General features: G+C 60.7%; 24 protein-coding genes and 1 riboswitch. Of the genes, 15 read left to right on the top strand and 9 right to left on the bottom strand.

Annotated elements, in window-relative coordinates; translation table 11 throughout:
• Nucleotides 1-304: 304 nt before the first annotated feature.
• Complete coding sequence (locus BP38_RS0109185) at nt 305-970, top strand: DsbA family oxidoreductase (RefSeq protein ID WP_026987489.1); 666 nt, start codon at nt 305-307, stop codon at nt 968-970.
• A 61-nt stretch (nt 971-1,031) separates the two neighbouring features.
• On the opposite strand, the gene BP38_RS0109180 is transcribed toward BP38_RS0109185, so the two are convergent.
• From BP38_RS0109180 to BP38_RS0109170, 3 genes are all read right to left on the bottom strand, one after another.
• Complete coding sequence (locus BP38_RS0109180) at nt 1,032-1,523, bottom strand: hypothetical protein (RefSeq protein WP_035724461.1); 492 nt, start codon at nt 1,521-1,523, stop codon at nt 1,032-1,034.
• Entirely contained in the window at nt 1,495-3,162 is a 1,668-nt protein-coding gene (locus tag BP38_RS21735) for a sensor domain-containing phosphodiesterase (RefSeq protein WP_051609164.1), read from the bottom strand. Before BP38_RS21735 ends, BP38_RS0109180 begins: the two co-directional genes overlap by 29 nt.
• Before the next feature lie 172 nt (nt 3,163-3,334).
• The gene (locus BP38_RS0109170; protein ID WP_211250282.1) at nt 3,335-3,973 is read right to left on the bottom strand and encodes a TetR/AcrR family transcriptional regulator; all 639 of its coding nucleotides are present in this window, start codon (nt 3,971-3,973) and stop codon (nt 3,335-3,337) included.
• A 223-nt stretch (nt 3,974-4,196) separates the two neighbouring features.
• On the opposite strand from BP38_RS0109170, the gene BP38_RS0109165 reads away from it, so the two are divergent.
• The gene (locus tag BP38_RS0109165) at nt 4,197-5,525 is read left to right on the top strand and encodes a tetratricopeptide repeat protein (protein ID WP_026987486.1); all 1,329 of its coding nucleotides are present in this window, start codon (nt 4,197-4,199) and stop codon (nt 5,523-5,525) included.
• A gap of 147 nt (nt 5,526-5,672) precedes the next feature.
• Here BP38_RS0109165 and BP38_RS0109155 read toward each other — a convergent pair whose 3' ends face one another.
• The 5 genes from BP38_RS0109155 to BP38_RS0109130 form a co-directional block, all read right to left on the bottom strand.
• Nucleotides 5,673-6,593, bottom strand: a complete 921-nt coding sequence (locus BP38_RS0109155; RefSeq protein ID WP_035724458.1) for an extracellular catalytic domain type 1 short-chain-length polyhydroxyalkanoate depolymerase — start codon at nt 6,591-6,593, stop codon at nt 5,673-5,675.
• Between the two features lie 44 nt (nt 6,594-6,637).
• Nucleotides 6,638-7,348 (bottom strand): histidine kinase dimerization/phosphoacceptor domain -containing protein, encoded by a 711-nt coding sequence (locus BP38_RS21730; RefSeq protein WP_162175142.1) that lies wholly within the window; start codon nt 7,346-7,348, stop codon nt 6,638-6,640.
• Nucleotides 7,349-7,533: 185 nt separating this feature from the next.
• On the bottom strand, nt 7,534-8,205 hold the full coding sequence (locus BP38_RS0109145; protein WP_026987484.1) for a Crp/Fnr family transcriptional regulator: 672 nt from the start codon (nt 8,203-8,205) through the stop codon (nt 7,534-7,536).
• 397 nt (nt 8,206-8,602) lie between these two features.
• On the bottom strand, nt 8,603-9,187 hold the full coding sequence (locus tag BP38_RS0109135) for a hypothetical protein (RefSeq protein WP_035724454.1): 585 nt from the start codon (nt 9,185-9,187) through the stop codon (nt 8,603-8,605).
• A gap of 71 nt (nt 9,188-9,258) precedes the next feature.
• Nucleotides 9,259-9,954, bottom strand: coding sequence for an RluA family pseudouridine synthase (locus BP38_RS0109130; RefSeq protein WP_026987481.1), 696 nt, complete (start codon nt 9,952-9,954; stop codon nt 9,259-9,261).
• Between the two features lie 207 nt (nt 9,955-10,161).
• Between BP38_RS0109130 and BP38_RS19865 the strand changes: the two genes are divergently transcribed.
• From BP38_RS19865 to BP38_RS0109065, 13 genes are all read left to right on the top strand, one after another.
• On the top strand, nt 10,162-11,514 hold the full coding sequence (locus BP38_RS19865) for a DUF2254 domain-containing protein (RefSeq protein WP_051609162.1): 1,353 nt from the start codon (nt 10,162-10,164) through the stop codon (nt 11,512-11,514).
• A gap of 38 nt (nt 11,515-11,552) precedes the next feature.
• A riboswitch (yybP-ykoY riboswitch) is annotated at nt 11,553-11,709 on the top strand.
• A 62-nt stretch (nt 11,710-11,771) separates the two neighbouring features.
• The gene (locus BP38_RS0109120; protein ID WP_026987480.1) at nt 11,772-12,365 is read left to right on the top strand and encodes a TMEM165/GDT1 family protein; all 594 of its coding nucleotides are present in this window, start codon (nt 11,772-11,774) and stop codon (nt 12,363-12,365) included.
• A 48-nt stretch (nt 12,366-12,413) separates the two neighbouring features.
• On the top strand, nt 12,414-13,871 hold the full coding sequence (locus BP38_RS0109115; RefSeq protein WP_081816563.1) for a sigma-54-dependent transcriptional regulator: 1,458 nt from the start codon (nt 12,414-12,416) through the stop codon (nt 13,869-13,871).
• Between the two features lie 40 nt (nt 13,872-13,911).
• A complete protein-coding gene (locus BP38_RS19860; RefSeq protein ID WP_051609161.1) occupies nt 13,912-16,311 on the top strand; it encodes a putative bifunctional diguanylate cyclase/phosphodiesterase in 2,400 nt (799 codons plus the stop codon).
• Nucleotides 16,312-16,402: 91 nt separating this feature from the next.
• Nucleotides 16,403-16,717, top strand: a complete 315-nt coding sequence (locus tag BP38_RS0109105; RefSeq protein ID WP_035724451.1) for an ArsR/SmtB family transcription factor — start codon at nt 16,403-16,405, stop codon at nt 16,715-16,717.
• A 45-nt stretch (nt 16,718-16,762) separates the two neighbouring features.
• Complete coding sequence (locus tag BP38_RS0109100; protein ID WP_026987477.1) at nt 16,763-17,797, top strand: permease; 1,035 nt, start codon at nt 16,763-16,765, stop codon at nt 17,795-17,797.
• 76 nt (nt 17,798-17,873) lie between these two features.
• The gene (locus tag BP38_RS0109095; protein ID WP_026987476.1) at nt 17,874-18,518 is read left to right on the top strand and encodes a LysE family translocator; all 645 of its coding nucleotides are present in this window, start codon (nt 17,874-17,876) and stop codon (nt 18,516-18,518) included.
• A gap of 63 nt (nt 18,519-18,581) precedes the next feature.
• Entirely contained in the window at nt 18,582-19,499 is a 918-nt protein-coding gene (locus BP38_RS0109090; protein WP_026987475.1) for a LysR family transcriptional regulator, read from the top strand.
• Between the two features lie 91 nt (nt 19,500-19,590).
• Nucleotides 19,591-20,469 (top strand): putative hydro-lyase, encoded by an 879-nt coding sequence (locus BP38_RS0109085; RefSeq protein ID WP_211250281.1) that lies wholly within the window; start codon nt 19,591-19,593, stop codon nt 20,467-20,469.
• Between the two features lie 25 nt (nt 20,470-20,494).
• Nucleotides 20,495-21,541, top strand: a complete 1,047-nt coding sequence (locus BP38_RS0109080; protein WP_026987473.1) for a TRAP transporter substrate-binding protein — start codon at nt 20,495-20,497, stop codon at nt 21,539-21,541.
• Nucleotides 21,542-21,568: 27 nt separating this feature from the next.
• On the top strand, nt 21,569-22,156 hold the full coding sequence (locus BP38_RS19855; RefSeq protein WP_245602372.1) for a TRAP transporter small permease subunit: 588 nt from the start codon (nt 21,569-21,571) through the stop codon (nt 22,154-22,156).
• On the top strand, nt 22,153-23,433 hold the full coding sequence (locus BP38_RS0109070; RefSeq protein WP_026987472.1) for a TRAP transporter large permease: 1,281 nt from the start codon (nt 22,153-22,155) through the stop codon (nt 23,431-23,433). The genes BP38_RS19855 and BP38_RS0109070 overlap by 4 nt, the downstream gene beginning before the upstream one ends.
• Nucleotides 23,434-23,450: 17 nt before the next feature.
• The gene (locus BP38_RS0109065) at nt 23,451-24,119 is read left to right on the top strand and encodes a DUF2848 domain-containing protein (RefSeq protein WP_026987471.1); all 669 of its coding nucleotides are present in this window, start codon (nt 23,451-23,453) and stop codon (nt 24,117-24,119) included.
• Nucleotides 24,120-24,431: 312 nt separating this feature from the next.
• Here the strand turns inward: BP38_RS0109065 and BP38_RS0109060 are convergent, their stop codons facing one another.
• Nucleotides 24,432-25,052, bottom strand: a complete 621-nt coding sequence (locus tag BP38_RS0109060; protein ID WP_026987470.1) for a hypothetical protein — start codon at nt 25,050-25,052, stop codon at nt 24,432-24,434.
• Between the last annotated feature and the right edge of the window lie 29 nt (nt 25,053-25,081).

Here is a 25,081-nt window from a genome sequence, read left to right as displayed (position 1 = left end):
TCGGATTCCGCCAAGAGGCCGGTACCTCTTATGGTTATAAGGATTTTGACGCCAGATATGAAATGAAATCGAGTTTCAGTTCCTCCCAAGCACTGTCATTAGAGAGTTCCCACCAATGCATTGAATAATAAGAATTTTTACTGCCCAGTCCTGCTTTTCACAGAACAACTGTGACGGAATGTTGCAGTGCCCTCGCCAGCACAGGCGCAAGATGCTGTAGCAACAAGAGCGACCCGGCCTTGCACCGGCCCGCCTCGGGGCGTTTACTGCCAGTTACGGCATGCCAAAGGAAGGCCGGATTGTCATGCATCTCGATGTCTATCTCGATACCATTTGTCCCTGGTGCCTGATCGGCAAGCGCCGGCTGGAACAGGCCCTGGAGCTTTGGCGAGGGCGGCAGGTACCTCGCATCCATTGGCGAGCCTACCAGTTGAACCCCGAAATGCCGCGTGAAGGCATGGACCGTAAGAGCTATTTGCGCTTGAAATTCGGTTCGGACCAAGGGGCGCAACGCGTCTATCAATCCATTGCCGAGACGGCGGAGCAAGAAGGTCTTCACTTCGCTTTCGACGCCATCCAACGCACACCCAACACATTGGATTCGCATCGACTGATCCGCTTTGCAGAAAGCCATGGTCTCCAGGATCGACTGCTGGAACGTCTGTTCCAGGGATATTTCCTGGAAGGCGCCGACATTGGCGACAGCACCGTTCTCGCCAGACTGGCCAAGGAAAGCGGCCTGCCCGGACCGGAAGCCGAAGCCTATCTTGCCAGCGATGACGACCGGCAAACCATTCGTCAGGAAGATACCAACGCCCGCGTGAACGGTATAGTCGGGGTGCCCTGTTTCGTGGGAAACGGCCGCTATGCCCTGCCGGGCGCGCAGCCCCCGGAAGCCCTGGTCCGTCTTTTCGAGCTCATGCAACAGGAGGGACAGGCTGCCGCCGAACCCGCCGAGACAGGGACATAAACTCTCCGCCCCTTGGCAGAGACTGGCGTTCCCCTGTCTATTTGCAGGGTCCTTCGTGTGATCAGGGCCGCTTGGGCGCAACCTCGACCTGGACCTCGAAGGCACAGGTCTTGCGATCCCTTTGCAGGGTGCGTGCAAAACAGTCCATACGCCCGCGATTGATTGGCGTCAGTTCGATCCGACAGCCGACAGGACCGGGTACGGTGGCCACGCGAACCTGGCAGTAGCTTCCGGCATCATTCGAAAAGGCATAGCCGAGGGCCTGCACGACAACACCGCCGTCGGCAAAATGAACCCCGGCCCGAACGCGCGCGCCTGCGGGAACGCTGTCCGCCGGCGCATGAGTCCAGCGACCCGACTCGAAACGCAATTCCAGGGGCTCTGCGCTCTTGTTGCTATAGGTGACATGGCCTTCTGCCGCCCGGCCATGCCCCGGCAAGAAACAGGCGAACAGGATGACCAGCAGGAAGAACAGTCCCGAGAGGGCATAAGAGCCGGCGCGCGAACCGCCGGTTCCCGGCAGATCAAGACGGGGCAAATCTGCGCAGGCCACGCAACATCCCCTCTGCTTGCATATCCGCTTCGGCCTCCCTGCCAAGGCGCGGCTTTGCAGCCGGCTTCCCAAACAACCAACCCTGCGCCAGGGGCAGCCCCAATTCCCGCAAGCGCGCCGCCTGGGTTTCGGTTTCCACGCGCTCGGCGACGATATCTATTTCCAGGTCATCGCAAATCCGTTTCAATCCGCGCAGCATGGCGAGATCACGCGGTGCACGCCCCAACTCGCGGATGTAGCGGCCATCGATCTTGATACCATCGACGGCCAACGCACTCAGATAGCGGAAAGAGGCCGCTCCGGCCCCGAAGTCATCCAGGAAAACCCGATACCCCAGCATGCGGATGGTTTGAATGACACGGTGGGCGGTCTCGAGGTCAGTCAGCTCGGCGCTTTCCGTGATCTCGAACGCAAGCCGCCGGGAAACAGCCTTGTTGGCCCTCAGCGTGGCATCCAGGCTCTTCACGAACACGCTGTTCAGGATGGAATGTCCCGAAAGGTTGACCGCCAATTTCAGACGGGGATCGCATTTGCTGTGTGACAAGACGTTCACGGCATGATGACAGACTGCCAGGTCGAAGTCGCAGATCAAGCCAAGGTTCTCGGCGAAATCCAGTTTCTCCTGTGGTGATACCTCCTCCTCGAAACGTACCAGAAGTTCGAAATGCGCCGGCCTGCGGTCCACCAGCCGCACGACGGGTTGATAGAGGAAATGGAACCTGCGCTGTGCCAGGACCTGCCTGAAATCTTCCATTCGTTCCAGCGTCTCACGAACCGAGTTCTCGATCACGCCGGGAAGGTCTTCACCCGGAATGCGCCCGCTGCTGGCAAAGCGTTCGGCGGCATAGGCGATGGCGCGTATCATGTCCGCCTTTTCCAGTCCGCGACTTTCCAGCGGCAGCATCGCACCCTCCACCGACAGCTTTCCAGCCATTGGATGCGATTGCCGCAGAGCGGACGTAAGGCGCCGTACCATCTCCTGCCCCGACAGCCCAGCCTGGTGCACCAGACCGAAACGATTCTCTGACAGCCGGGCCACGGTCTGTCCATCTAGGGAAGACGCACGCAGGCTGGCGCAGACGCGATCCAGCAGCAAGCGGGAGTCCGACGCCTCCAGTTCGCTCCGGAGCTGTCCCAGACCATCCAGGTCCAGGAGGGTCATGGCAACTGTCTGGTCCAGTTCCCGCGCATGCTGCAAGGCTTGCTCGACGGCCCGCGGGAAGGCAGAGCCCTGCAAAAGCTGGCTTTCGGGATCCCGCGGGGCGCTGGACTGGACCAGAGACTGGACACCCCTCAGGGACAGGGTGCAGTGCACCAGGCCGGGATTGTCCGGCAGGCAGCACAGGCCGAGGACCGCGGAGCGCGCCTGCCCCTCGGCGCCGTTCAGCCGGACAGCCAGAGGACCTATGCGCTCACCGCTGCCCAGCCCATTGATCATGCCACGGACAAAGGCACGATCCTCCTCGGCAAACAGGCTGTCGAGAGCTTGCCCCACCAGCTTGCTTTCCGACTGTCCGGTCAGGTTCTCGGCCGCACCGGCAACGAAAAGAATCCGGCAATCGCGGCCTGTTTCAAGCAGAAGGTCAGCGCCCGCAAAGGAAAAAGCCAGAAGGCGCGGCAAGTGGGAGGCGAGGGACATGCGGGATCCGGACGGCTTTCTCGACACGAGTTTCGCCTAAAGACTGCAATGACACATGAAGATCGCGGCAAAGGCGTGCCTGCAGTCCAGGCACCTTCAGTCTAGACAAGGGTATCATAAGGAGAGGTTAACAACTTGCTCGCCGTTGCCGCGAACAAGTTTGGACAGCCGCTTACAGCACCTGCTGTCGTGGCAGGAAGAGCATGCGCACGAAGGTGCGGAAGAGCCGTACCTGGCGCGGCAGCGCCTGTGGGTCCTCGGTCAGCCGGGACAGCACGATTCCGCCATCCACCAGGGCCTGCGCCATGTCAGCCAGATCATCGAGATCAACCTCCACGCTGGGTGTATAGAGCGCGGCAATCGCGTTCAGGCGCGACCGGAAAAGCTCCCGCCAGCCAAGAAAGCCCTGCAGGGTCAGGTCCCGCACCTCGCGGCTGAACAGGCGATCCTGATAGACATAGGACGCGACAAGGCAACCGGGATGCGTCCCCGGCAGGTTCGACATCATCTCCTCGAAAAGGCGCATGCCGACCAGAAAACTGTGCAGCGGGTCCTCATGCAGTTCGTCGGCACGGCGCAGAATATCGGCGAACATTGCGTCGTGCTCGGCGATGTAGCGTTCCATCATGGCCCGCGCCAGTTCGTTCTTGTCCCGGAAATGATAGAAGAAGGCGCTCTTGGTAACGCCGGCGCCCGCGATCAGTTCCTCGATGGAGGTGGCGGCAAAACCCTTTTCCAGGACGGCAGCTTCCGCCTGAACCAGGATACGCTCGCGCGCCGCGCCGCGTTTCATCGGCAATGACAGCGTCATGTTCTGTACCAAGAGTCCAGTTGCCGGTTGATCCCTGTTCGAGACCACCTTTCACAACCAGTGTTCATTATCTTGAGGAAAGAGAGTATCTGCGGTTCCCGCGCTCCTGGCAATCACTGTACCGCATGACGGCTATTGCCCCTTCTCGAACAGCCCTACTGTCCAGCGCACACGGGGCTTCGTCCCCTTTTCTCAAGAAACTGGAACCAAAGGGTAAATTTTGATGACTATCGAGGATTCCTGGAAACAGGCGGCAAGTGGAGCCTCCCGTAAGAGTCTCGACCTATACGAAATCGCATTGCAGGAACTGCTCTGCTACCGCAATGACCCCGTGGCCACTGTGGAGTTGGCTCTGGAAGACAGTCCGGCCTTCGTGATGGGCCATGCCTTGAAAGCCTGGCTTCACCTGCTGGGCACCGAGCCCGCCGGCCTGCCAGTGGCACGCGACAGCCTGAGGGTTGCCGAAGGGCTACCGGCCACGACGCGCGAGAAAGCTCATCTCAAGGCCGCCAGCCTGCTGGCGGACGGCAAGTGGCATGCGGCCGGGCGGGTTCTGGAGGATATCGTTCACGAACACCCCCATGACCTTCTGGCCCTGCAATCCGGCCATCTGGTGGATTTCTATACCGGTAATTCCCGCATGCTGCGCGACCGGATCGCCCGTGTTCTGCCGGCCTGGGACCGTCAGCAGCCAGGCTATCACGGTGTCCTGGGCATGCAGGCCTTCGGCCTCGAGGAAACCGCCGACTACGGACGGGCCGAAGCCTATGGCCGGCGCGCACTGGAACTGGAGCGGCGGGATGCCTGGGCGCAGCATGCCGTGGCACACGTCATGGAGATGCAGAACCGCTATGACGATGGCATCGCCGGGATGACGGCGGATTCCGATGCCTGGTCGCAGGACAATTTCTTTGCCGTGCACAACTGGTGGCATCTCTCGTTGTTCCATCTGGAACAGGGGGACTTCGATCGTGTCCTGGACCTCTATGACGGGCCGATCGCCGGCAATGGCTCACAAGTCATCCTCGACCTGGTGGATGCCTCAGCCCTGCTTTGGCGCCTGCACCTGCGCGGCCTGAACCTTGGCGAACGCTGGTCAGCTCTGGCCGAGACCTGGGCGCCTTTCGTCAAGGCCCCGAACTACGCCTTCAACGACGCCCACGCCGCAATGGCGTTCGTGGGGGCTGGCCGGGACGACCTGATGGATGAATTGCTGGATATGCAGGTCGTGGCGATGGAAATCGAGGCAGACAACGCGCAGTTCACCCGTGTGGTCGGACGCCCGCTCTGCCTTGCCCTGAAAGCCTTCGGCGAAGGGGATCACCCTGCGGCGCTCCGCCTGCTGAGGCCGGTGCGCAACCAGGCGGCCCGTTTCGGCGGCAGCCACGCTCAGCGGGACATCATCGATCTCACGATGATCGAGGCCGCCCTGCGCGGTGGTGAGGACACCTTGGCCAGGGCCCTGATCGCCGAACGGGCGTTCCTGCGGCCCGACAGCCCGCTGACGGCTCTCTTCCAGAACCGGAGCGAAAACCTGCGAAAAGCGGCGTGAATGGCGCAGGCCTTGAGAGTTGTGACCTCGGACCGGGTGCGGCAAATGCCCACCCGGTCCGGGCACATCCCGCAATCCGCCGGCAGGCTGATGTGCTATCTGCTGGTGGCGAACCCATCCACCGCCAAACCCAGGTGAAAACCCAACTCAGTGCACAGTCTTGGTCGCTCCCAAACCCCAGAAGGCGGCAATGTGGTGTGTGGAAGAGATGTTCACGTCGAGCATGTAGTCACCGCTGGAGCCGCAGCCGTTGCGCCCGCCCGTCTTGAGCGGCGTGCCATGACCCATACCGGTGATGCTGTATTCCTCCAGGAGCTCGTGTCCCTTTGCGTCGCTCCAGACCCGCCGGGGATAACCGTCAACGAGGTGAGTGACACTCGGCTTCCGTCGAAGTTTGAGAAGCGTACGCCACTGGCGGATGATGTCTTCGACGTTCGATGGATCGACTGTATGGTCCCTGCTGCCGTGCCAGATCGAGATCGTCGGCCAGGGGCCATCATGCGTGGAGGCGCTGCGCAGGCGTGCCGCAAGTTGTTGCCCTGTCGGCCCCCCACGACCGCACATTCGACGGAATGCGGCCCGAACGGTGCTGGCGCATCCGTAGGGCAGCCCGGCGATGATAGCACCGCCGGCAAAGACTTCCGGATAGGTCGCCAGCATGACCGAGGTCATGGCGCCGCCGGCCGACAAGCCCGTGATGAAGATGCGCTGCCGGTCGATGTCGTGATCACAGACCACCTGTTCGACCATCTGCCGAATTGAAAGGGATTCGCCGTAGCCCCGGCAACTGTCACGCGGCTCGAACCAGTTGAAGGCGAGAAACAAGTTGTTGAAGCGCCGCTGCTCGGGAAACAGCAATGCGAAGCCATGCCGATCGGCAAGTTCGGACCAGCCGGAACCGTGGTCATAATCCTCCGCCGACTGCTTGCAGCCATGCAGCACGATCACGAGCGGCGCATCAGCAGGCAGGTCTTCCGGTATGTATGTCAAAGCCTGCAGGGCTCCCGGATTGGTTCCGAATTCATTCAGCTTCGAAAGACGATCAGTCGTGTCGCTGCTTTCTCCCATAGACGAGAACGGGGACATAAAATAATTGAACGGGTTCAGTAAACTTAACATGATCCGTTCCTTTCGCGGCCAGCGCGCAGTCCCGGACTTGCCTTGCCGGGAACGCCTTTTGACATTCCAGCTCCGGTGTCGGAGACAATGAGCCGCCAGCGCGGTTCCTCCATCTCCTGAGCGACGACGGTCCGGGGGGCGGCTCTATCTGAGACAAATGCACGCTTGAGGGCGTTGACCACCAGCTCGGCCGCAAGGCGACGGATACTGACACTCTTCTTGCGCGATATCCTGGAACTATCCGCCTGCCCCTCGATCGTGATCGGACGGCTGCCGCCGACCGGCGCGATTGCCTGTGTTTCGCAAAACCGGGAGAGATAGGGGGCAATTTCGATCTGTTCTCCCTGCTCCATGATGCCGGGCCGCTGGTGGGTGTCCTGCAGATATAAGCGCGCTGCTTCCGACTGCACCGCGCGTGCCTTCAGGAGAAGGATGCCGGCGACGACCTGAAGGTTATTGGCGATCCGTTGCTGGGTCTCTTGAAGAAGGATCTCCTTCTGTCGAAGCAGTTCCGCCGTCCGTCGCTCGCCGGCGCGCTGCTCGCTGATGTCCTCGACCGAGAGAAGCACCCGAGGCGCGCGAACCGATTCCACGATCGCCCCGGCCTGGGCGCTTGCTTCGTCGATCTTCGGTAAAAAACGATTGGCGGACACTGCCGAACCGTTTGCCCGGGGCGGGCGCTGAGGCCAGTATTGCGTTTCCATGTCAATTCTCCCGCAAAAGGCGCCCAAGTACGCCCCCCCCCCGGGGGCGCGCAGGAAATGAATGTCCTGGCGGCTCAGCCGCACAAGGACGTTCCAGAGAAGGGGGAAACTCTCCGTAGCCATGATGCTACGCTCATGTCAGGGCGGAGACTGTGCAGAATTGACCACTTCGCAGGGAGGTGGGATCAGGGCTCGATATGCGGCTTGTCGTGCAGGACGGCATTGAGCAGTGAGCTGTGGACTTCGATCCCACCATTGTACGAGATGAAGCCGAGCTTCCGGAACTTGTTCATGAAAAAGCTCACCCGCGCCCGTGTCGTTCCGATCATCTGCGCGAGCGTTTCCTGGCTGATCTTCGCGATCATTGGTTCCGGCTTTTCGTCTTGGCCGAAGTTCGCCAGAAGCAGGAGCAGTCGAGCAAGGCGCTTCTCGCTTGAATTGAACAACTGATCGACGAGGTCCGCCTCGACCCGAACGGCACGGCTCAGAAGATGGGCGATAAACAGCTCGGAGAATGCCGGCTCTTCACGGATTACGCGCAAAATCGCCGTCTTGTCCAATCGCGAGATGACGGCGTCCGTCATGGTTTCAACCGTCGAGAGCCGTAGCGCCTGCCCGGCAAGACATCCTTCGCCGAAGAATTCGTTTTTGTCCAGCATCGCGACGACGGCTTCCTTGCCTTGCTCCGACACGACCGTGACCTTCACCTTGCCCTTCTGGATATAGAAGACCGCATCAGCGGGATCGCCTTGCGAGAACACGATCTGGCCTTTGTCGTAGTTGCAGATAGTCCTGCCCTTGCCGACATGGCTGAGAAAAGCTTTGGGATCGAAGGTCGGCTGGCTTTTCGCCGTCATGGCGCGATCTTTCCATTTAAAGCGACAGTTGCGTTGCCGGCTTTTGTACCATCTTTGCAATCTCCCCATCCGCCCAGGCAAAGATTGTCGGCGAAACGGGAGTTGAAATCTGGACCAAGGCATTGTGCGGGCGTCCTTCCGCACAAGCGGCGATGTCTTGACATCCAAGTTCCAATATAGAATGGATCGCAACGCAACTCAAGCGCGATTTCCAATCTATCCACCTTCTTTGGGCTGTACCACCGGAGATGTCCTGGACTAGCAGAAGCGAGGGTGAGTTCCACCACCTCTCGAGCTCCACGGCAAGGCGCAGCACCTGCGCCTCCAAGAGCCCGTTGACAGCATTAAAATACAATCTTAAAGAGAGTTTCCGCGAGCGGCATGATGGTCGATTGCCTCAGGGACGTGCCTTCGGAGCGGGATCGGCAAGCGCCCGCCCAGTCCGGGCGCAGCCTGTCAGTTGCTCTTCGCCAATCCTGAGCACCGCGCCATAGGCAAAGTAGTGTCCCGACATGCTGTCGCGGCAGGCATTGCGGCGCAATTCAAGCAGGACCGGCTCGCCATCGGCTTCACCCAAGCTGTAACGCCAGAGTTCGCCTTGTGACTCGGCAACCGGGTTCGAGAAGCGCCACTCCCGTGTGGTTTCCGCCAGGCGCGAAATCCGGGCCTCCTCCACATCGACTTGAGCCGACCAGAAGGGCTCGTTCCCGTTGGCCTTCCAGAGTAACTCCGGATCTTCATCGCAGCCCTTCGTTTCGCCATGAGCGGCATGGATCAGCTTTGTGGCCTTCAGGCTCCCCTCCTGCTGCTGAACCACCAGGTCGACAAAGATATTCCGGTCTTCTCCCAGACCTAGTTCTCCTAACAATTCCACCAGGGAGATATCTGAAAGACCATCCTGCAATTGTTCCGGCGCACCGGCGGAGCAAGACTGGAAGACAAGTCCCTGGCCACCATGGCCCACATGCCCTCGCATCCGCATGCTGTCATGATCCTGCGAAGGCACTTGGCTACAGGCAGCAAGCGCAACTGTCAGGATTATAGCGACAACTCTCATATCTCGATCTCCTGTTCTCCCAACTGGGCACGCAGGTTCCGTGCCATGTCCGCACGCATGGGTGCCTCCACCTCGACGGCGGCGCAGTCGGGATAAAGTGGCAGGCTGACAGCCCGGGCATGAAGCTGAAGCCCATGCCGGTCGGGTTCGCTCATGCCTGTTCCATAGAGAGGATCCCCCAGGATGGGCCAGCCACTGACCGCACAATGCACGCGAATCTGGTGCGTGCGCCCCGTTCGCGGATAGAGCGCCAGCCAGGCATGACTTGGCCCGCGCGCCAGAACGCGGTACTCCGTCAGCGCCGGCTGCCCATCGGCCTCCGCCTTCATCCGCCAGCCCTGACGCCCACTGACCTTTCTCAGCGGCAAGTCGATCCGGCCACGCTCGTGGGCAGGCTGGCCCACAACCAGGGCCCAGTAGGTCTTGCGAACCCGCCCTTCGGCAAAGAGTGCATTGAGACGGCGCAGGGCGCTGCGTTGGCGGCCCAGCACCAGACAGCCGCTGGTATCGCGGTCCAGGCGATGGGCCAGGGCCGGTGGCTCCGGCAAGCCGAAGCGCAAGGCCCCCAGACTGTCCTCCAGACTCACCCCGCCTCCTGGCCCGGCGTGCACCGGCAGGCCGGCGGGCTTGTCGACCACCAGCATCCGCTTGTCGCGGTACAGTACACGAGACTGGATTTCCTGCGGAGTCACACTTTACCTCGAAACCGAACAGCGTCCATTGCACAGACGACGGAGCCACAAAGACCGCTTCTGGATCTTATCAGCTGTTTTCCCAGTGGGGAGCAAGAGATGGATCCAAACTGAGGGTGCGGCCGCGCCCGATAATAAAGGCTTTTGGACAAGCGCTCTTTGGCGCGTATCCTGATTTTCGTTTCGCTCTGACTTCGGGGGAATTGCGTGATCGAGAGAGTCCTGAATATCTGGCAGAGTATCCGTTCCAGCCTTTGGTTCCTGCCCGCTCTGCTGATCCTGACCGGTCTTGTGGGCGCCAATTTCATGCTGATGCTGGATGCCCCACGCTTCAGCCAACAGGATGCCCCGAGCTGGTGGCTACACAACGGCAGTGCCCAGGATGCGCAGAACCTGCTCTCCACCCTGCTGTCTTCCCTGGTCACAATGACCACCCTGGCCATCTCCATCACCATGGTCGTACTGAGCATTGCAGCCAGTCAGATGGGGCCACGCCTGATCCGGGCCTTCATCGCGGACCGCCGCATTCAGGCCATCCTTGGTTTCTTCCTCGGCACCATTGTCTACCTGCTTCTGGTGCTGCAGGCGATCAGCGGCGACTGGAAAACCGACCAGGTGCCCGACCTGGCCGTCAGCCTGGGTGCCCTTCTGTTCCTCTTTTGCGTCCTGCTGCTGCTGATCTTCGTACACCAGCTTTCGCGTTCTATCGTGGCGGATACCATCATCCGCCGCGTGGGAGGCACCTTCGATGCCACCATCGCCCATCTGATTTCCCACGAAAAGCATAAGAAGACGCAAACGCCTGTGCCTCCCTCCTTCGAAGGCGCGACGGAACTGCCCCTGGACAAGGGCGGCTATGTCCAGACCATCAACCACGAGAAGATGGTAGCTGCCTTGAAGCATGCCGACGCCTGCGCCGAACTGACCTTTCGCCCTGGACATCACGTGCTCCCAAAGGGGGCGCACATCCGCATCGTCCCAGCCGAGAACGCAAGCATCCGGCTGCACCAGCACCTGAGAGAGGCGGTCGTCACCGGGGACGAGCGGACGCCGACCCAGGATCTGGAGTTTGCCGCGCGGCAGTTGGTGGACGTCGCCCTGCGCGGTCTGTCTTCCAGCATCAACGATCCGAACACTGCCATTGCCGCCATCGACCGCCTGACACTGTCACTGGCGCGCATCATGGCCTATGGCGCCAATAGCGAAACCTATCACGATTCGAAGGGCACGCCCCGCCTTGTCATCCCGGTATCGGACTTTGCCAGCATTCTCGGAACAGCCTTCGACCAGATTCGCCAGGATGGCGCGGAGCGCCCGGACATCCTGATTCGTATGCTCGAAGCCCTGATCAAGCTGTCGGTCTATATTCGCCTGCCGGTTCACAGGGACCGAATGCTGGCCCAGGCCGCCATGCTGGTCGGCGCCGGACGTCGCAATGTGGCTGAGGGCCGCGACCGCGGACAGATCGAGCGGCGCTATGCGCAGGCTGTGGCGGCAATCGAGACGGCCGCCCTCGAAGCGGGCCTCTCCTCTGCCCCCCCGCCACAGGACACGCGTTGAAGACAACGTTGCAACTGCGGGAGACGGGGGCTATCTTCGCGCCCGTCATTGGGGAGTAACCAACCTCCTGTTCCAAGAGGGGCCTGTATCAACAGACTTGGCCGCACAGCGCGTGTCGTGGCCGTGGTGCAGGCAGCCGGAAAACCCACTTTCCGTGCCTGGTGAGACCTTTGGCATTGCTGTTCCGCAACCGGGGGGCCGGGTGAGAACGGCAATGTCACTGGCGTGTCCATCACCCGGCCCACAGCCGTTGCCAAATGGAAGCCTTCCTCGTCTCGACCCTTGCCGTTGCCGTCGCTGAGATCGGTGACAAGACCCAGCTTCTGACCTTCGTGCTGGCCACACGCTATCGTGCCGCAGGTCCCATCATGGCCGGCATTCTGCTGGCCACTTTGGCCAATCACGCTCTGGCTGGGACACTCGGGGTGCTGGTCGCCGAATACCTGCCGGACGACATGCTGCGCTGGCTGCTGGCCGGTTCGTTCCTGGCGATGGCCGCCTGGAGCCTGGTTCCCGACAAACTGGACGAGACGGGGGACGATACCGCCGCCAACCGACGCAGTGCCTTTTGGGCCACGCTTGTGACCTTCTTCCTGGCCGAGATGGCGGACAAGACCCAGGTGGCGACCATCGCGCTGAGCGCGCAATTCCAGAATCTGCTCGCCGTGGTGATCGGCAGCACGTTGGGCATGATGCTTGCGAACGTGCCCGTCATCTACATGGGAAGGGTCGCGATGGGCCGGATCGACCTGCGCTGGATCCGTGCGCTGGCCTCCCTGTTGTTTGTTGTCCTGGGACTCTGGGTCGCCGTTGGCGCATCAGCAGCGGGATTTCCCGACATTCCCTCTTGATGCTGCCTGGTCTAGACTGCGCCCAGACAGAAAGGGCCAGGAGCTGCCATGTCCACCGCAAGGGACACCGCGCCAATTCAGGATACAGAAGGCGAAACCGCTGCACGCCCCTCGATCCTGATGATCGAGGACACAGCCGCCCTGGCCGCCGTTTACCAGGAATATCTCAAACGCGAGGGCCATGATGTCATCACGGCCACGAACGGCCAGACGGCCCTGAGATTCCTGGCCGAAACACCGCCCAGCCTGGTCCTCTTGGACATCCGGTTGCCGGACATCGATGGCCTGGAGATCCTGGATCATATCCGGCAAGCGACCCCGGGCACGCCGGTGGTGGTCATGACCGCGGATGGCTCCGTGAACCTGGCTGTCCAGGCCATGCGCCGTGGTGCCTACGACTTCCTGGTCAAACCCTTCACGGCCGACCGGCTTCTGGTCACCGTGGGCAACGCCCTGGAACGCCTGCGCCTGCAGGAAATGGTCGAGACCTACCGTGCCCGCATTGCGCAGCCACGCTTTCATGGTTTCATCGGTGCCTCCCTGCCCATGCAGGCCGTCTATGAAGTCATAGAGAACGCAGCCTCCAGCCGAGCCACCGTCTTCATCACCGGGGAATCAGGAACCGGTAAGGAGATTTGTGCCGAAGCCTTGCATCAACAAAGCCCGCGCAGGGACGGCCCTTTTGTCGCCATCAACTGCGCGGCCATTCCACATGAACTGATGGAAAGTGAAATCTTCGGCCATGTGCGCGGCGCCTTCACCGGCGCCATTGCCGACCGAGCCGGTGCCGCTGCCCGGGCCGACGGCGGGACGCTATTCCTGGACGAGATATGCGAGCTCGGGCTGGACCTGCAGGGGAAGCTGCTGCGCTTCCTCCAAACCGGTCGCTACGAGCGCCTGGGCGGAACCCACTCGGAACAGGCGGATATCCGCATCATCTGCGCGACAAACCGGGATCCACAGCAGAGCGTCCGGGACGGCCTTTTCAGGGAAGACCTTTATTATCGCCTCCATGTCATTCCCATCCACCTTCCGCCTCTTCGCGAACGCGGTGACGACATACTCGAGATCGCGCGCCACTACCTTGCGCAGTTCGCTGTGGAAGAGGGCAAGCAACTGCTGCACTACACGAACCAGGCCGAGCAACTCCTGCGCAGCCGCTCTTGGCACGGCAATATCCGTGAACTGCAGAACGTCATCCGCAATGTCGTGGTGCTCAATGACGGTGAGGCGGTCACAGTCCCAATGCTGGAACAGGCCTTCGCGCCGACTGCCGGAAAACAACGACCCGTGACACCTCACACGCAGAACAGGTCATCAGGACAGGCGGCGCAGGAAGACAACGCTCCACCCACAATTCGACCGCTTCACCAGGTCGAGCAGGAGGCGATCCTTCAAGCCATAGAAACCTTTGACGGCAATATTCCGCGCGCGGCAGTGCATCTGAAGGTCAGCCCCTCGACGCTGTACCGCAAACTGCAATCGTGGCGCGCGAAAATGAATTGATTTATAGTCTTCCAGTACAGGTTTCCAAAAGGCAAACAACGTGTTTTGGCGTTCGCACATAGCCGAGAAAGCCGCACTTCTTTACCTGGCCGCTTCAACGGCCTGGATCGTCTTCTCGGACCAGTTTGTGGAACTGGCCTTTCCAGAGGACAGTGCCGCGCTGCAGACCGGCAAGGGCATTTTCTTTGTCCTGGCCATGACGGTGGCCATCTACCTGCTCGTGCGCATACTGGTGGACCGTCGAAGTGCACTGCAAGAACGCTACGCCGCAGAACGCATCGTGGGACAGTTGTTGGACGATGTGCTGGCCGATCGTGCGCTCGCCCAGATGTTCACCGACCTTTCCAACCGTCTCTGCCATGCCTACAAGCTGGAGGATATCTGGATCCTGCAGAAACATAAGAACGGCCAGCTCACCGTCATCGCCGAAGGAACAGGCAAGGCGCGCGGTCATACCCGAAGTGGCGATCCCAATCTGTTGGACAAGGCCGATCAGGTGTTGCGCGACGGACGTCCCCTGATCCTCGGTGACGAAGGGACGTCGGCGCACAAACTTCGCCTGCCGGGCAGGCATCCACAGCCCTCTCGCATCTCTGCGCTCTTCCCTCTCACCACCGATGGTTCGGCGTTTGGTGTCCTGGTCTGCTTCGAAAGGGGACCAAACCTTGTGGCGCGGCGCCTGAAGACAATCTTCGAGGATCTGGGCCGTAGCATTGCCGTCGCATGGCAAGCCAATGAGCAGAACCGTCGCCTGCTGCTGCAGGACAAGGCACTTTTCGAAATCGCCAATTCCATCGTCATCACCGATGCCGACGGGATCGTACTCTGGGTCAACCGTGCCTACGAAAGGATGACGGGCTTCGAAAGCCATGAGGTGGTGGGCCACCCCATGGCCCAGTTGCGACAGAAGGATCGGGACGCTAAGCAGCAGAACCATCTTTGGCGCACGATCCTGGCTGGCAAGCCTTTCAAGGGCGAGTTGGCCTACCGGCGCAAGGACGGAACACTGGTCAGCATTTTCCAGACCGTCACCCCGATTCATGCAGACGGTGGCGCCGTCACTCATTTCATTGCGGTGCAGGAGGACATAACGGCGCGCAAACAGGCGGAAGAACGCCTGATGCACCTGTCACGCCACGACCTGCTCACCGGGCTGCCCAACAGGACAGCCTTCAACGAGCACATCACGGATTTGGCCAGCAGCAGCCGGGCCAACGAACGCAAGTTCGCAATCCTGATGCTGGATATCGGACAGTTGGGCCGGATCAACGAGACCTGGGGCCATGAAGCAGGGGATGCTGTTCTGATTGAAACCGCCCGGCGCCTGAAGGAGACGGTTCCCATAGGTGGCTTCCTGGCCCGCTATGGGAATGACGAGTTTGTGACCGTCCTGCCTTACGAATCCGGAATCAATATTCCCATGAAGGCGGCGCAGGATCTGCTGGACGCCATGACACCGCCCTTCGTCCAGCAGGAAACGCTGATCCACTGTCACGCCAACATCGGTGTGGCGCTTTTCCCCCAGGATGCGCGCCAGACAGGAAAACTGCTGCGTAACGCCGAACTTGCCCTGCAAAGGGCCGAGAAGGATAGGGGCCTCAGCTACTGTTTCTATTCGGCAGAGATCGACGAGGACCTGCGCCACCGCACGCGCTTGCGGGAGGAACTCTATGCGGCGCTGGATAGAGATGAGCTGCAACTGCTTTACCAGCCCCAGGTCTGTCTCACGACCAACGAGATTGTCGGAGCGGAAGCCCTCTTGCGTTGGCGCCACCCCGAACGCGGCCTGCTTGCCCCCGGGGCTTTCATGGACGTGGCCGAAGAAAGTGAAGTGATCCAGTTAATCGGCAATCAAGTCTTTGCCAAGGCCGTTCGCCAGGCGGCCAAATGGGCGCAGGAAGGCCATCCCATCCGTGTTGCCGTCAATTTGTCCTTTGCCGAGTTCGCCCGCGCCGAGTTGGTCGAGACCATCCGCGAAGAGCTTGAAGCCTCCGGCCTCGATCCCAAGCATCTGGAACTTGAGTTGACTGAAAGCATGTTGGCCCAGGACATGGAACAGGCTGCGGTCATGCTGCAGAAGCTGCATGCGCTTGGGCTCAGCATTGCCGTGGATGATTTCGGAACGGGATACTCTTCGCTGGCCTATCTCTACCGCTACCGCGTGGATCGTCTGAAAATCGACCGCTCTTTCGTGCGCGACATTGGACAGGACCACACCCCCTCGGCCATTGTCGAGGCCATGATCGGCCTGGGCCATACACTCGGGATGAAGGTTACGGCAGAAGGCGTCGAGACCGACGTCCAGCGGCAATACCTGCAACAGCTTGGATGCGACGAGATACAGGGCTTCCTCATATCTCATCCCTTGCCGCCGGACCAACTGGAGCAATTCCTGAAGCAATCCTCCACGGAATCACCACGACAGGCGGGCATGTCCTGAGTTTCAACACCCGAATGGGATCTTAGGAAATTGTCATTGATTATATCTATTATTCTAGTTATATAGTTATTATAGCATCATGGAGGCTTTCATGCAGGATGCCACAGCCGCCCAGGCCCTGGCCGCATTGGGCAACACGACACGACTGCAGCTGTTCCGCCTGCTTGTGCGAGCCGGCGAAGAGGGTGCAACCGTGGGCGAGCTTCAGCGCATGCTTGAGATTCCCGCCTCTACAATGGCACATCATCTTTCCTCCTTGACCCGGGCGGGCCTTGTAATTCAGGAGCGGCAGGGTCGGGAGGTGATATCCCGCGTCGACTTCCGGTTGACCGTCAACCTTGTTGGTTACCTCACGGACGAATGCTGCACCGGACTGAAGGTCGAACGGGCGGACGACGCCGCCTGAAAAATTTTTACTCTAATATATCGACTAATCTAGGGATATCGTATAATGAAAATCGCGCTCTTTCGCTTGCCGCGCCCTGTCATCCCGCCCCTTCCCTTTGACACAGCACTGGCGGCCAGCCTTGCGGTGCTGTCCGGGCTGGCCCTGCTGGCACCGAGCCAGCTTCCGGAAACGCTGTCCTTCACCCTGCGCAGCCTTCTGAACATCCTGCCCTTCCTGTTGTTCTCAATCCTGGTGGCAGCCACGGCACGTGCCACGGGCGCCGACAGCCTGATCGCGCGGGCTTTCCAGGGCCGGACGTCCGTCATGATTGCCTCGGCAGCCATGCTCGGTGCCCTGTCACCCTTCTGCTCCTGTGGCGTGATCCCCCTCGTTGCCGCACTGCTGGCCATGGGCGTGCCCCTGTCCGCCGTCATGGCCTTCTGGCTCGCATCTCCCGTCATGGATCCCTCGATGTTTGTCTTGACGATTGGCGTAATGGGCCTGCCCTTTGCTCTGGGCAAGACGCTGGCCGCCATGGGCATCGGCCTGCTGGGGGGCCTTGTCGTTCACTTGCTTCAGCGTTCGGGCCTCTTCACGGATCCCCTGCGCGCCGGCGCCGGAAACGGAGGCTGTGCCGGCAACCAGGTACGCAGTCCAAGTCAGGTTGTCTGGAAATTCTGGCCGGACCCCGAACGGCGCAACAGGTTTCTCGGCGAGAGTTACAGGAATGCGGCCTTTCTGGGAAAATGGCTGTTGTTGGCTTTCCTTCTGGAGAGTCTGATGCTCGCCTACATTCCCGCAGACCTTGTGGTGCGCCTCGTGGGGACGGACTCCTGGCTTTCACTTGCCAGCGCCACGCTGATCGGTGTTCCGGCCTATCTCAATGGCTATGCCGCATTGCCCTTGGTGGGAGGATTGGTCCAGCAGGGCATGGCCCCGGGTGCGGCCATGGCTTTTCTGGTGGCCGGCGGCATCACCAGCGTTCCTGCAGCCATCGCTGTCTTCGCGCTCGCCCGTCTGCCGGTATTCCTGGTCTATGTCGCCCTGGCGCTTGTGGGTTCCCTGACCGCCGGACTGCTTTATGGCCTGGTGACGTAGGACATCGGCAAGGTTGTATGAGGCGGGCCCGTCCGATTAGTTTGCTGCCATCTCAGAAGCCTGTCGGAAGTTCGCCATGGGGCCCCTTGAAGCCATCCTCGCATTCACTCTGGCCGCCGCCCTGCTGACGCTTACGCCCGGAATCGACACGGCACTGGTGCTGCGAACGGCCCTTGTGGAGAATGCACGCAGCGCCATCCTGGCCGGACTCGGGGTGTCCGCGGGGGTGCTGGCCTGGGGCGTGCTCGCCGCCGTGGGACTGGGGGCCGTCCTTGCGGTCTCGGAAACGGCCTACAATCTGGTGCGGATCGCCGGAGCACTCTATCTGCTCTACCTCGGCGCCCTGCTGATCCGCACTGCCCTTCGGAAAGACTCACCGCGCTCGACGTTCCAGGACCAGACCTCCCCGTCAGCCGTCAGTGGGCGGCGATGGTTTATGCGCGGGGCCCTCACCAACCTGCTCAATCCCAAGGTCGGTGTCTTCTATGTCAGCTTCCTGCCACAGTTCCTCCCTGCCGACAGCAACGTGCTACTGTTCAGTGTGCTGCTGGCGGCCATCCATGCCGGCCTTGGAGTTCTCTGGTTTGCCTTCATCACGCTGGCAACCCGGCCGGCCGCCGGGTTCCTGCGCCGCGCGGTCGTGGCCCGAACCCTGGACGGCATCACCGGATCCGTGTTGATCGCCTTCGGGCTTCGGATCGCCTTTACAGCGCAGGGATAACCGGCGTATTCGTCCGGAAGATCAATTCGATCGCTTTCCAAGATCAATTGTCATGAGGGCATTATGTTCGGATTTCGCGATGTGGAAATTGTCCGCGAAGTGGTCCGCGCCGGCGGCTTTCGCGCCGCGGCCCAGCGCAGCGGCCTTTCCCAGTCCGCCATATCAGCCCGCGTTGCCGCACTGGAAAAACGTCTCGGCTTGACCCTCTTCGATCGGGTCGGACGACAGGTTCGGCTGTCCATGGCCGGACGGCGCTTCCTGGAAGAGGCCGAACGCCTGATCCAGAGCCGCGATCGCATTGTCCAGGAGCTGACCCAGAGCAGCGGCCTGAACGGCACAATCCGCATTGGTGTGGCCGAGACCATCGTCCACACCATCCTGATCTCTATGCTCAACAGCCTGCGCCGCGATCACGGGAATGTGCGCTTCGAACTCTCGGTGGACACTTCGGAGCAGCTGGCGCGCAAGCTGGTCGACGATGAACTGGACATCGCGATCCTCATGCCGGAGTACCAGCCGAGAGACTCCCTGGCGACCCCCCTCAAGCCGATCACACTCGACTGGTATGCCCGAGAAGGCATGGTCCCCACAGCACGGCCGCTCGCGATCTCGGAGTTGGCCGCCTATCCCGTGGTCACCTTTCCCAAAAGAACCACACCCTATCGACAACTGGAACAGCTCTTTGCCTCCTCGCAGGTCGCTGCACCCGTCCTGCATGGCTCCGCCTCGCTGTTCACCGTCCTGCACCTTGTGGGGGACGGTTTCGGTATCGGCCTGCTGCCCACCCGCATGGCCGAAGCGGTCGGACGGGCACGCGAACAGGAAAAACAGCTGGTTCGCCTGCCGGTGCAGGATGAAGCACGCGTTCCCGACCTCAATTTCGTGGTCTGCCACCTGCCGGCCCGCAACCGCGAGGCCGGAGAACTGATCACGGCCGCCGCTTGCGAGGCTGATCAGAATGATCCTATAATCAGATCATGATTCTTGCTTATCGATCGATTGACAGGATCGAATGGCTCTGGAATTCTTCTCACAATAAATTCCTGAGAATAATGGAAGGCTGAGCGGCAAGATGGATATGCCAAGCCAGCAGGAAGGCACCGTGGAAGACTTGGCTGCGTCGCTGGAAGGCTTGACACCGCAGGCCTTGCGCCAGCGCATTCGCACCCAGCAGCACACCACCCCGACAACAGGGCTGGCGCCGGGATACCTTCAAGGGAACCTTGCAATCCTGCCCAAGGCCCAGGCTTTCGACTTCCTGCTGTTCTGTCAGCGCAATCCAAAACCCTGCCCAATCATCGGCCTGGCCGAGTCCGGTTCTCCAAAAGTACCCGAATTGGGCAATGACATCGATATTCGCAGTGACCTGCCCGCCTATCGGGTCTTTCGTGAAGGCGTGCCCCAGGAAACGGTGAATGACCTGAGCTCTCTCTGGCGAGACGATATGGTCAGCTTTGTCATCGGATGCTCCTTCTCGTTCGAAGAAGCCCTCAAGGCCACCGGGATTCCCCTGCGTCATATCCAGGCTGGCCGTAACGTACCCATGTACCGCACCTCCATATCCACTGTGCCGGCCGGCGTCTTTTCCGGCCCGCTGGTGGTCTCCATGCGTGCCTTCCCGTCATGGGATGCCATAAATGCCATTGTCTTGTCGGACCGTTTTCGTCTGGCCCATGGGGCTCCGGTTCACATAGGCGACCCCTCCCAGATCGGCATAGAGAACATCGACAAGCCTGATTTCGGAGACCCGCCCTATATGGAAGAAGGCGACATTCCAGTCTTCTGGGCCTGCGGCGTCACGCCCCAACTGGCCCTGCGCAATTGCGGCGCGGATATCGCCTTCACCCACGCGCCGGGTCATATGCTGGTGACCGATATTCCCTCTTCGGCAGCGGAAAGCCGGCTATCGGGTCTTGGTCCCTTCCACCAGACAGCTTCATCCACCCCGTAGAACAATGAACAGTGAGGACAGACCCATGAAAAGATATCTTCGCACAAGCCTTTTGGCTGGATCGGCCTTCATGCTGGCCGGAACCCCGGCCCTGGCCGAAACGCTCTCCGTGGTCGGAAGCTGGAGCAGCCTCCCGCTCCATCAGGACTATGAGGAAAAGTACTGGACGGAGACCCTGCCCGAGGCCTCCGACGGTGAAATCCAGGTCGAAATGACCACCTTCGACCAGATGGGCATCGCCGGTTCGGACGTCTATCGCATGCTGGGAGACGGTGTTTTCGATGTGGGCATGACCATTGCCGACTATACCGTTGGCGATGCGCCGGAACTCGAGGGCCTGGACGTGCCGCTGGTCGCCACCACGGCCAGCGAAGCCAAGACCATGGTCGACGCCGCGCGCCCGATGGTCGAGGACATCATGCGCGAGCGCTTCAATTCCAAGGCATTGGCCATTGCCGCCTACCCGCCGCAGGTTGTGTTCTGTGACGCCGAAATCGCGTCCCTTGAAGACCTTGAAGGTCTTAAGATCCGTGGCTCGGGCCGCATGACCACCAAGTTCCTGGAGGCCCTTGGGGCCGAGGGTGTCAACGTTGATTTCGCCGAGGTGCCGGGCGCGCTCGAACGCGGCGTGATCGACTGCGGCGTCACCGGCGCCGGCTCGGGTTACAATGCGGGCTGGTGGGAAGTCACCACCCACTTCATGACCCTGCCACTGGGCGGTTGGGATTCCGTGGTGACGGCGATGAACCTGGACAAGTGGAACAGCCTGTCCGAGGAGCATCAGGAGCTGATCCAGACCACCATCAAGGAAGATTTCGAAGACAGGGCCTGGGCCGATGCCGAAGGCGCCTTCGAGGAGGACATCGCCTGCCTGACGGGCAACGGCGAATGCACCAGGGGTGATACGCGCGATTTGGTCCTGGTCGAGCCGACAGAGGAAGACAGCGAGACGGCCCATCGGGTTCTGACCGAAACGGTGCTGCCGGAATGGGTTGACCGCGCCGGCGAGGACTGGGCCAAGCGCTGGAACGAATCCGTTGGCAAGGCTGTCGGCGTCCAGATCCCGCTCTGAGACAAGAGTTGATTGAACGTCGGAGGAATGGCGGGTGATGCGATGATCTTCGAGCGGATCCTGACGCTCCTCCGGCGCATCAATCATGGAATAGCCTTGGCGGTCGGCGTCCTTCTGGCGCTGACCGTCGCCTTTATCCTGCTGGACATCACCCTGCGCCAACTGGGCGGATCCCTGGGTGGCTCCAGCGAGATTTCCGGATACGTGATGGCAGCCACGGCCAGCTGGGGGCTATCCTTCGCCCTGATCGAGCTGGCGCATGTTCGCATCGACTTCCTGCGGCTGCGTCTGCACACTTGGGGCCGGATCGTTATGGACCTGCTGGCGATCGGCAGTCTGGCCGCGACCACGGTTGTGGTTGCCGTGCAGACCTGGCCCGTGCTGGGCAAGAGCCTGGAAAGCAATGCGCGCGCCAATACCCCCCTGGAAACACCGCTTTGGATTCCCCAGACCATCTGGTTTTCCGGTTGGGTCTGGTTCGCCCTGACCGCAAGCCTGATGCTGCTCTGTGCTATCGGTCTGCTGGCCAGCGGACGGTTGCAAGCCTTCGATGACCAGTACGGCACGGTTTCCGAAGCCGGCGCAAAAGACAGCGAGCAAGAGGCGGCACAATGATCTGGTTCGTCAGCCTGGCGCTGCTGGCTCTGCTTGCGCTCTCGATACCCGTCGGCATCGTGCTCTTCCTGCTGGGCTTCGGCATTGACCAGTTCTTCTCGGGCTTTCCCCTCATGCGCGGCCTGGGCCAGGTGGTCTGGTCCTCGTCCAACAGCTCGACGCTGATTGCCATTCCCTTCTTCGTCTTGCTGGGCGAAATCCTGGTACGCGGCGGCATCGCCGAACGCACCTACGCCGCGCTCGACAAGTGGTTCTCCTGGCTGCCGGGTGGCCTGGTCCATGCCAATATCGGCACGGCCACCATGTTCTCGGCAACCTCGGGATCGTCTGTGGCCACAGCCGCCACCGTGGCCACCGTGGCCATGCCCCAGGCTGAGAAGCTGGGCTATGACCCGCGGCTCTTTTCCGGTGCGATTGCCGCCGGCGGCACCCTGGGCATCCTGATTCCGCCCTCGATCAACCTGATCGTCTACGGCTTCCTGACCGAGACCTCTATCCCGCAGCTTTTCGTGGCAGGGCTGGTCCCCGGCCTGCTGATGGCCGCCATCTTCGTGCTGGTGACAGCCGTCATCTGCTGGTTCCGGCCGGCCCTGGGCGGCCCTAGCCGCAGCTTTTCCTGGCACGACAAGCTGACCAGCCTGACTCAGTTGCTGCCCGTCCTGCTGCTGTTCGTCGTTGTCGTCGGCTCGATCTACGCCGGGTGGGCCACACCCACCGAATCGGCCGCCGTCGGCGTCGCCATGGCCCTGCTGATCGCCACCGGAAACCGTGGTGTGAGCCTGCAGATGCTGCGGTACTGCCTGCTGGGAACCGTGCGCATCACGGCCATGATCATGCTGGTGATCATCGGTGCCTATTTCCTGAACTTCACCCTGGCCTCGGCCGGCCTGGGCCGCGAACTCACCAGCCTGATCAATTCCTACAATCTCAGCCCCATGGGCACGCTGCTGCTGGTCATCTGCATCTACATCGTCCTCGGTTTCTTCATCGAGACGCTTTCGCTGATGGTTGCCACCATTCCCATCATCGTGCCGATCATGGCCCAGATGGGCTTCGACAAGCTGTGGCTGGGCATCCTGTTGATCGTGCTGATCGAGATGGCCCTGATCACGCCGCCGGTGGGCCTCAATCTCTACGTGGTCCAGGGCGCGCGGCAGAAGGGCAACCTCAGTGAGGTCATGGTCGGCGCCATACCCTATGTCCTGGTCATGCTGCTGATGGTGGCCCTGCTGGTCCTGATACCGGACCTGGCCCTCTGGCTGCCCTCCATCATCTGACACCGAAGAGGAACATCATGCACTTCACCTGCAACGGCACGGACCTGAATTTCGATATCGCGCATTGCACGGTTGCCGGTTGGACCGGGCGTGACCGCACGGCTATCGACCATCACATCAAGGAACTGGCCGCACTCGGTGTCACGCCGCCCTCGAGCGTGCCGCTGTACTACCGCGTCTCACCGGAGTTGCTGACCCAGCAGTCCGAAATCCAAGTGGTGGGCGACAATACCTCCGGCGAGGTGGAGCCGCTGCTGCTGTGTGCAGGCGGGCAGACCTATCTGGGTCTCGCCTCCGACCACACCGACCGCGATCTGGAAGCCCACTCCGTGGCACACTCCAAGCAGGTCTGCCCCAAACCCTGCGCCGGCGAGCTCTGGGAGTTCGCCCCCCTGGCAGCACGCCTGGACGAACTGCAGCTGCGCTCATGGATTCAGGAAAACGGCGAGAAGACGCTGTACCAGGAGGGCAGCCTGGCCTCGATCCGACCTCTGGACGAGCTGATGGATGGCGCAGGCTTTCTGGAAGCCGCCGCGGACGGGGCGGCCGCCATGCTCTGCGGCACCCTGGGCGTCCGGGGCGACGTGCGCCCGGCCGGGGAATTCTTCATGGAACTGCACGACCCGGTGGAGAACCGCAGCATCCGCCACAGCTATCGCATCAAGCCGCTGCCGGTCGTCGCCTGACAGCTAGCAAAATGTTGGTTTCCAGCGAGCCGAAGCTCTGGCTGACATTCGGTCTCATGTTATAGGAGATCGAACGTATTCTTGTGGACAAATTCTGGAAGTTCTTGGTCAAGTGGCTTGCTCTCGATCGATTACGACTACACGATACTCACCGCTAACCAACTCAGTGCCGGACACAGTAATGCGGCTGATGGACCGTGAGCGGCGATTACGCTTGCCAACACGGGTTGTAAATTACCCACACGCACGGTTCTTGAAGTCTTACCGCGCACATCTTAAAGAAATAATACACTCACAGTAACCCCAATTGGCTCAAAAGTCAGCGCCGTAACTGTCATCTGAGCGCATGGCATTCCGCCTCTTGGCAATTTCGACTTTGGGGTCAAGTAGGATCCATTGTCCCGCACTCACCGAATATTCCACATACAATGCTCCGCCCAGACCACTTGAAGGCGCAACTATCTGGGATAACCTGTCATAGCCATCACCAACATCATGATGCTCGGCGAGAAGAACCAATAACTCCTCCAAAATTGTAGCGTAGGTCTCGTGAGAAACCCCTTCCGGAAAAATGAACTTTATTGGCCGACCGTCTCGCGTACCTGATTGAATAGAGAAAATATGTGAACGATCGCTTGGCCTATCTTCAGGCTTCTTGCCGTAGATCTTCGCAAAAAGCCGTAGAAAGGCGCGCTTCAACACCACATAGTGCTCCTTTCCAGCCTCACCCAGAAATGCCTCAAAGTAGGGGCGCAAAATATAAACCACAATGATGGTTGGAACGGCCCATTCAACGTTTGCATAATAGCCAGGGGGTCGGCTCTCGCTCCGCACAATCACACTATCCCCACTAACTTCGTCTATGAACTCCTGGACGATCTGCTTAGGCAAACCTTCTTGGTAAGAGAAACCGATGTGAACATTTTCGCTCATGCTCCCACCTATTGTTCAATGGAGACTCG

It is taken from the genome of Fodinicurvata fenggangensis DSM 21160 (genome assembly GCF_000686045.1).
Taxonomy (GTDB): Bacteria; Pseudomonadota; Alphaproteobacteria; order Kiloniellales; family DSM-21159; genus Fodinicurvata; species Fodinicurvata fenggangensis.
This window is presented reverse-complemented; position numbering and strand designations above follow the sequence as displayed.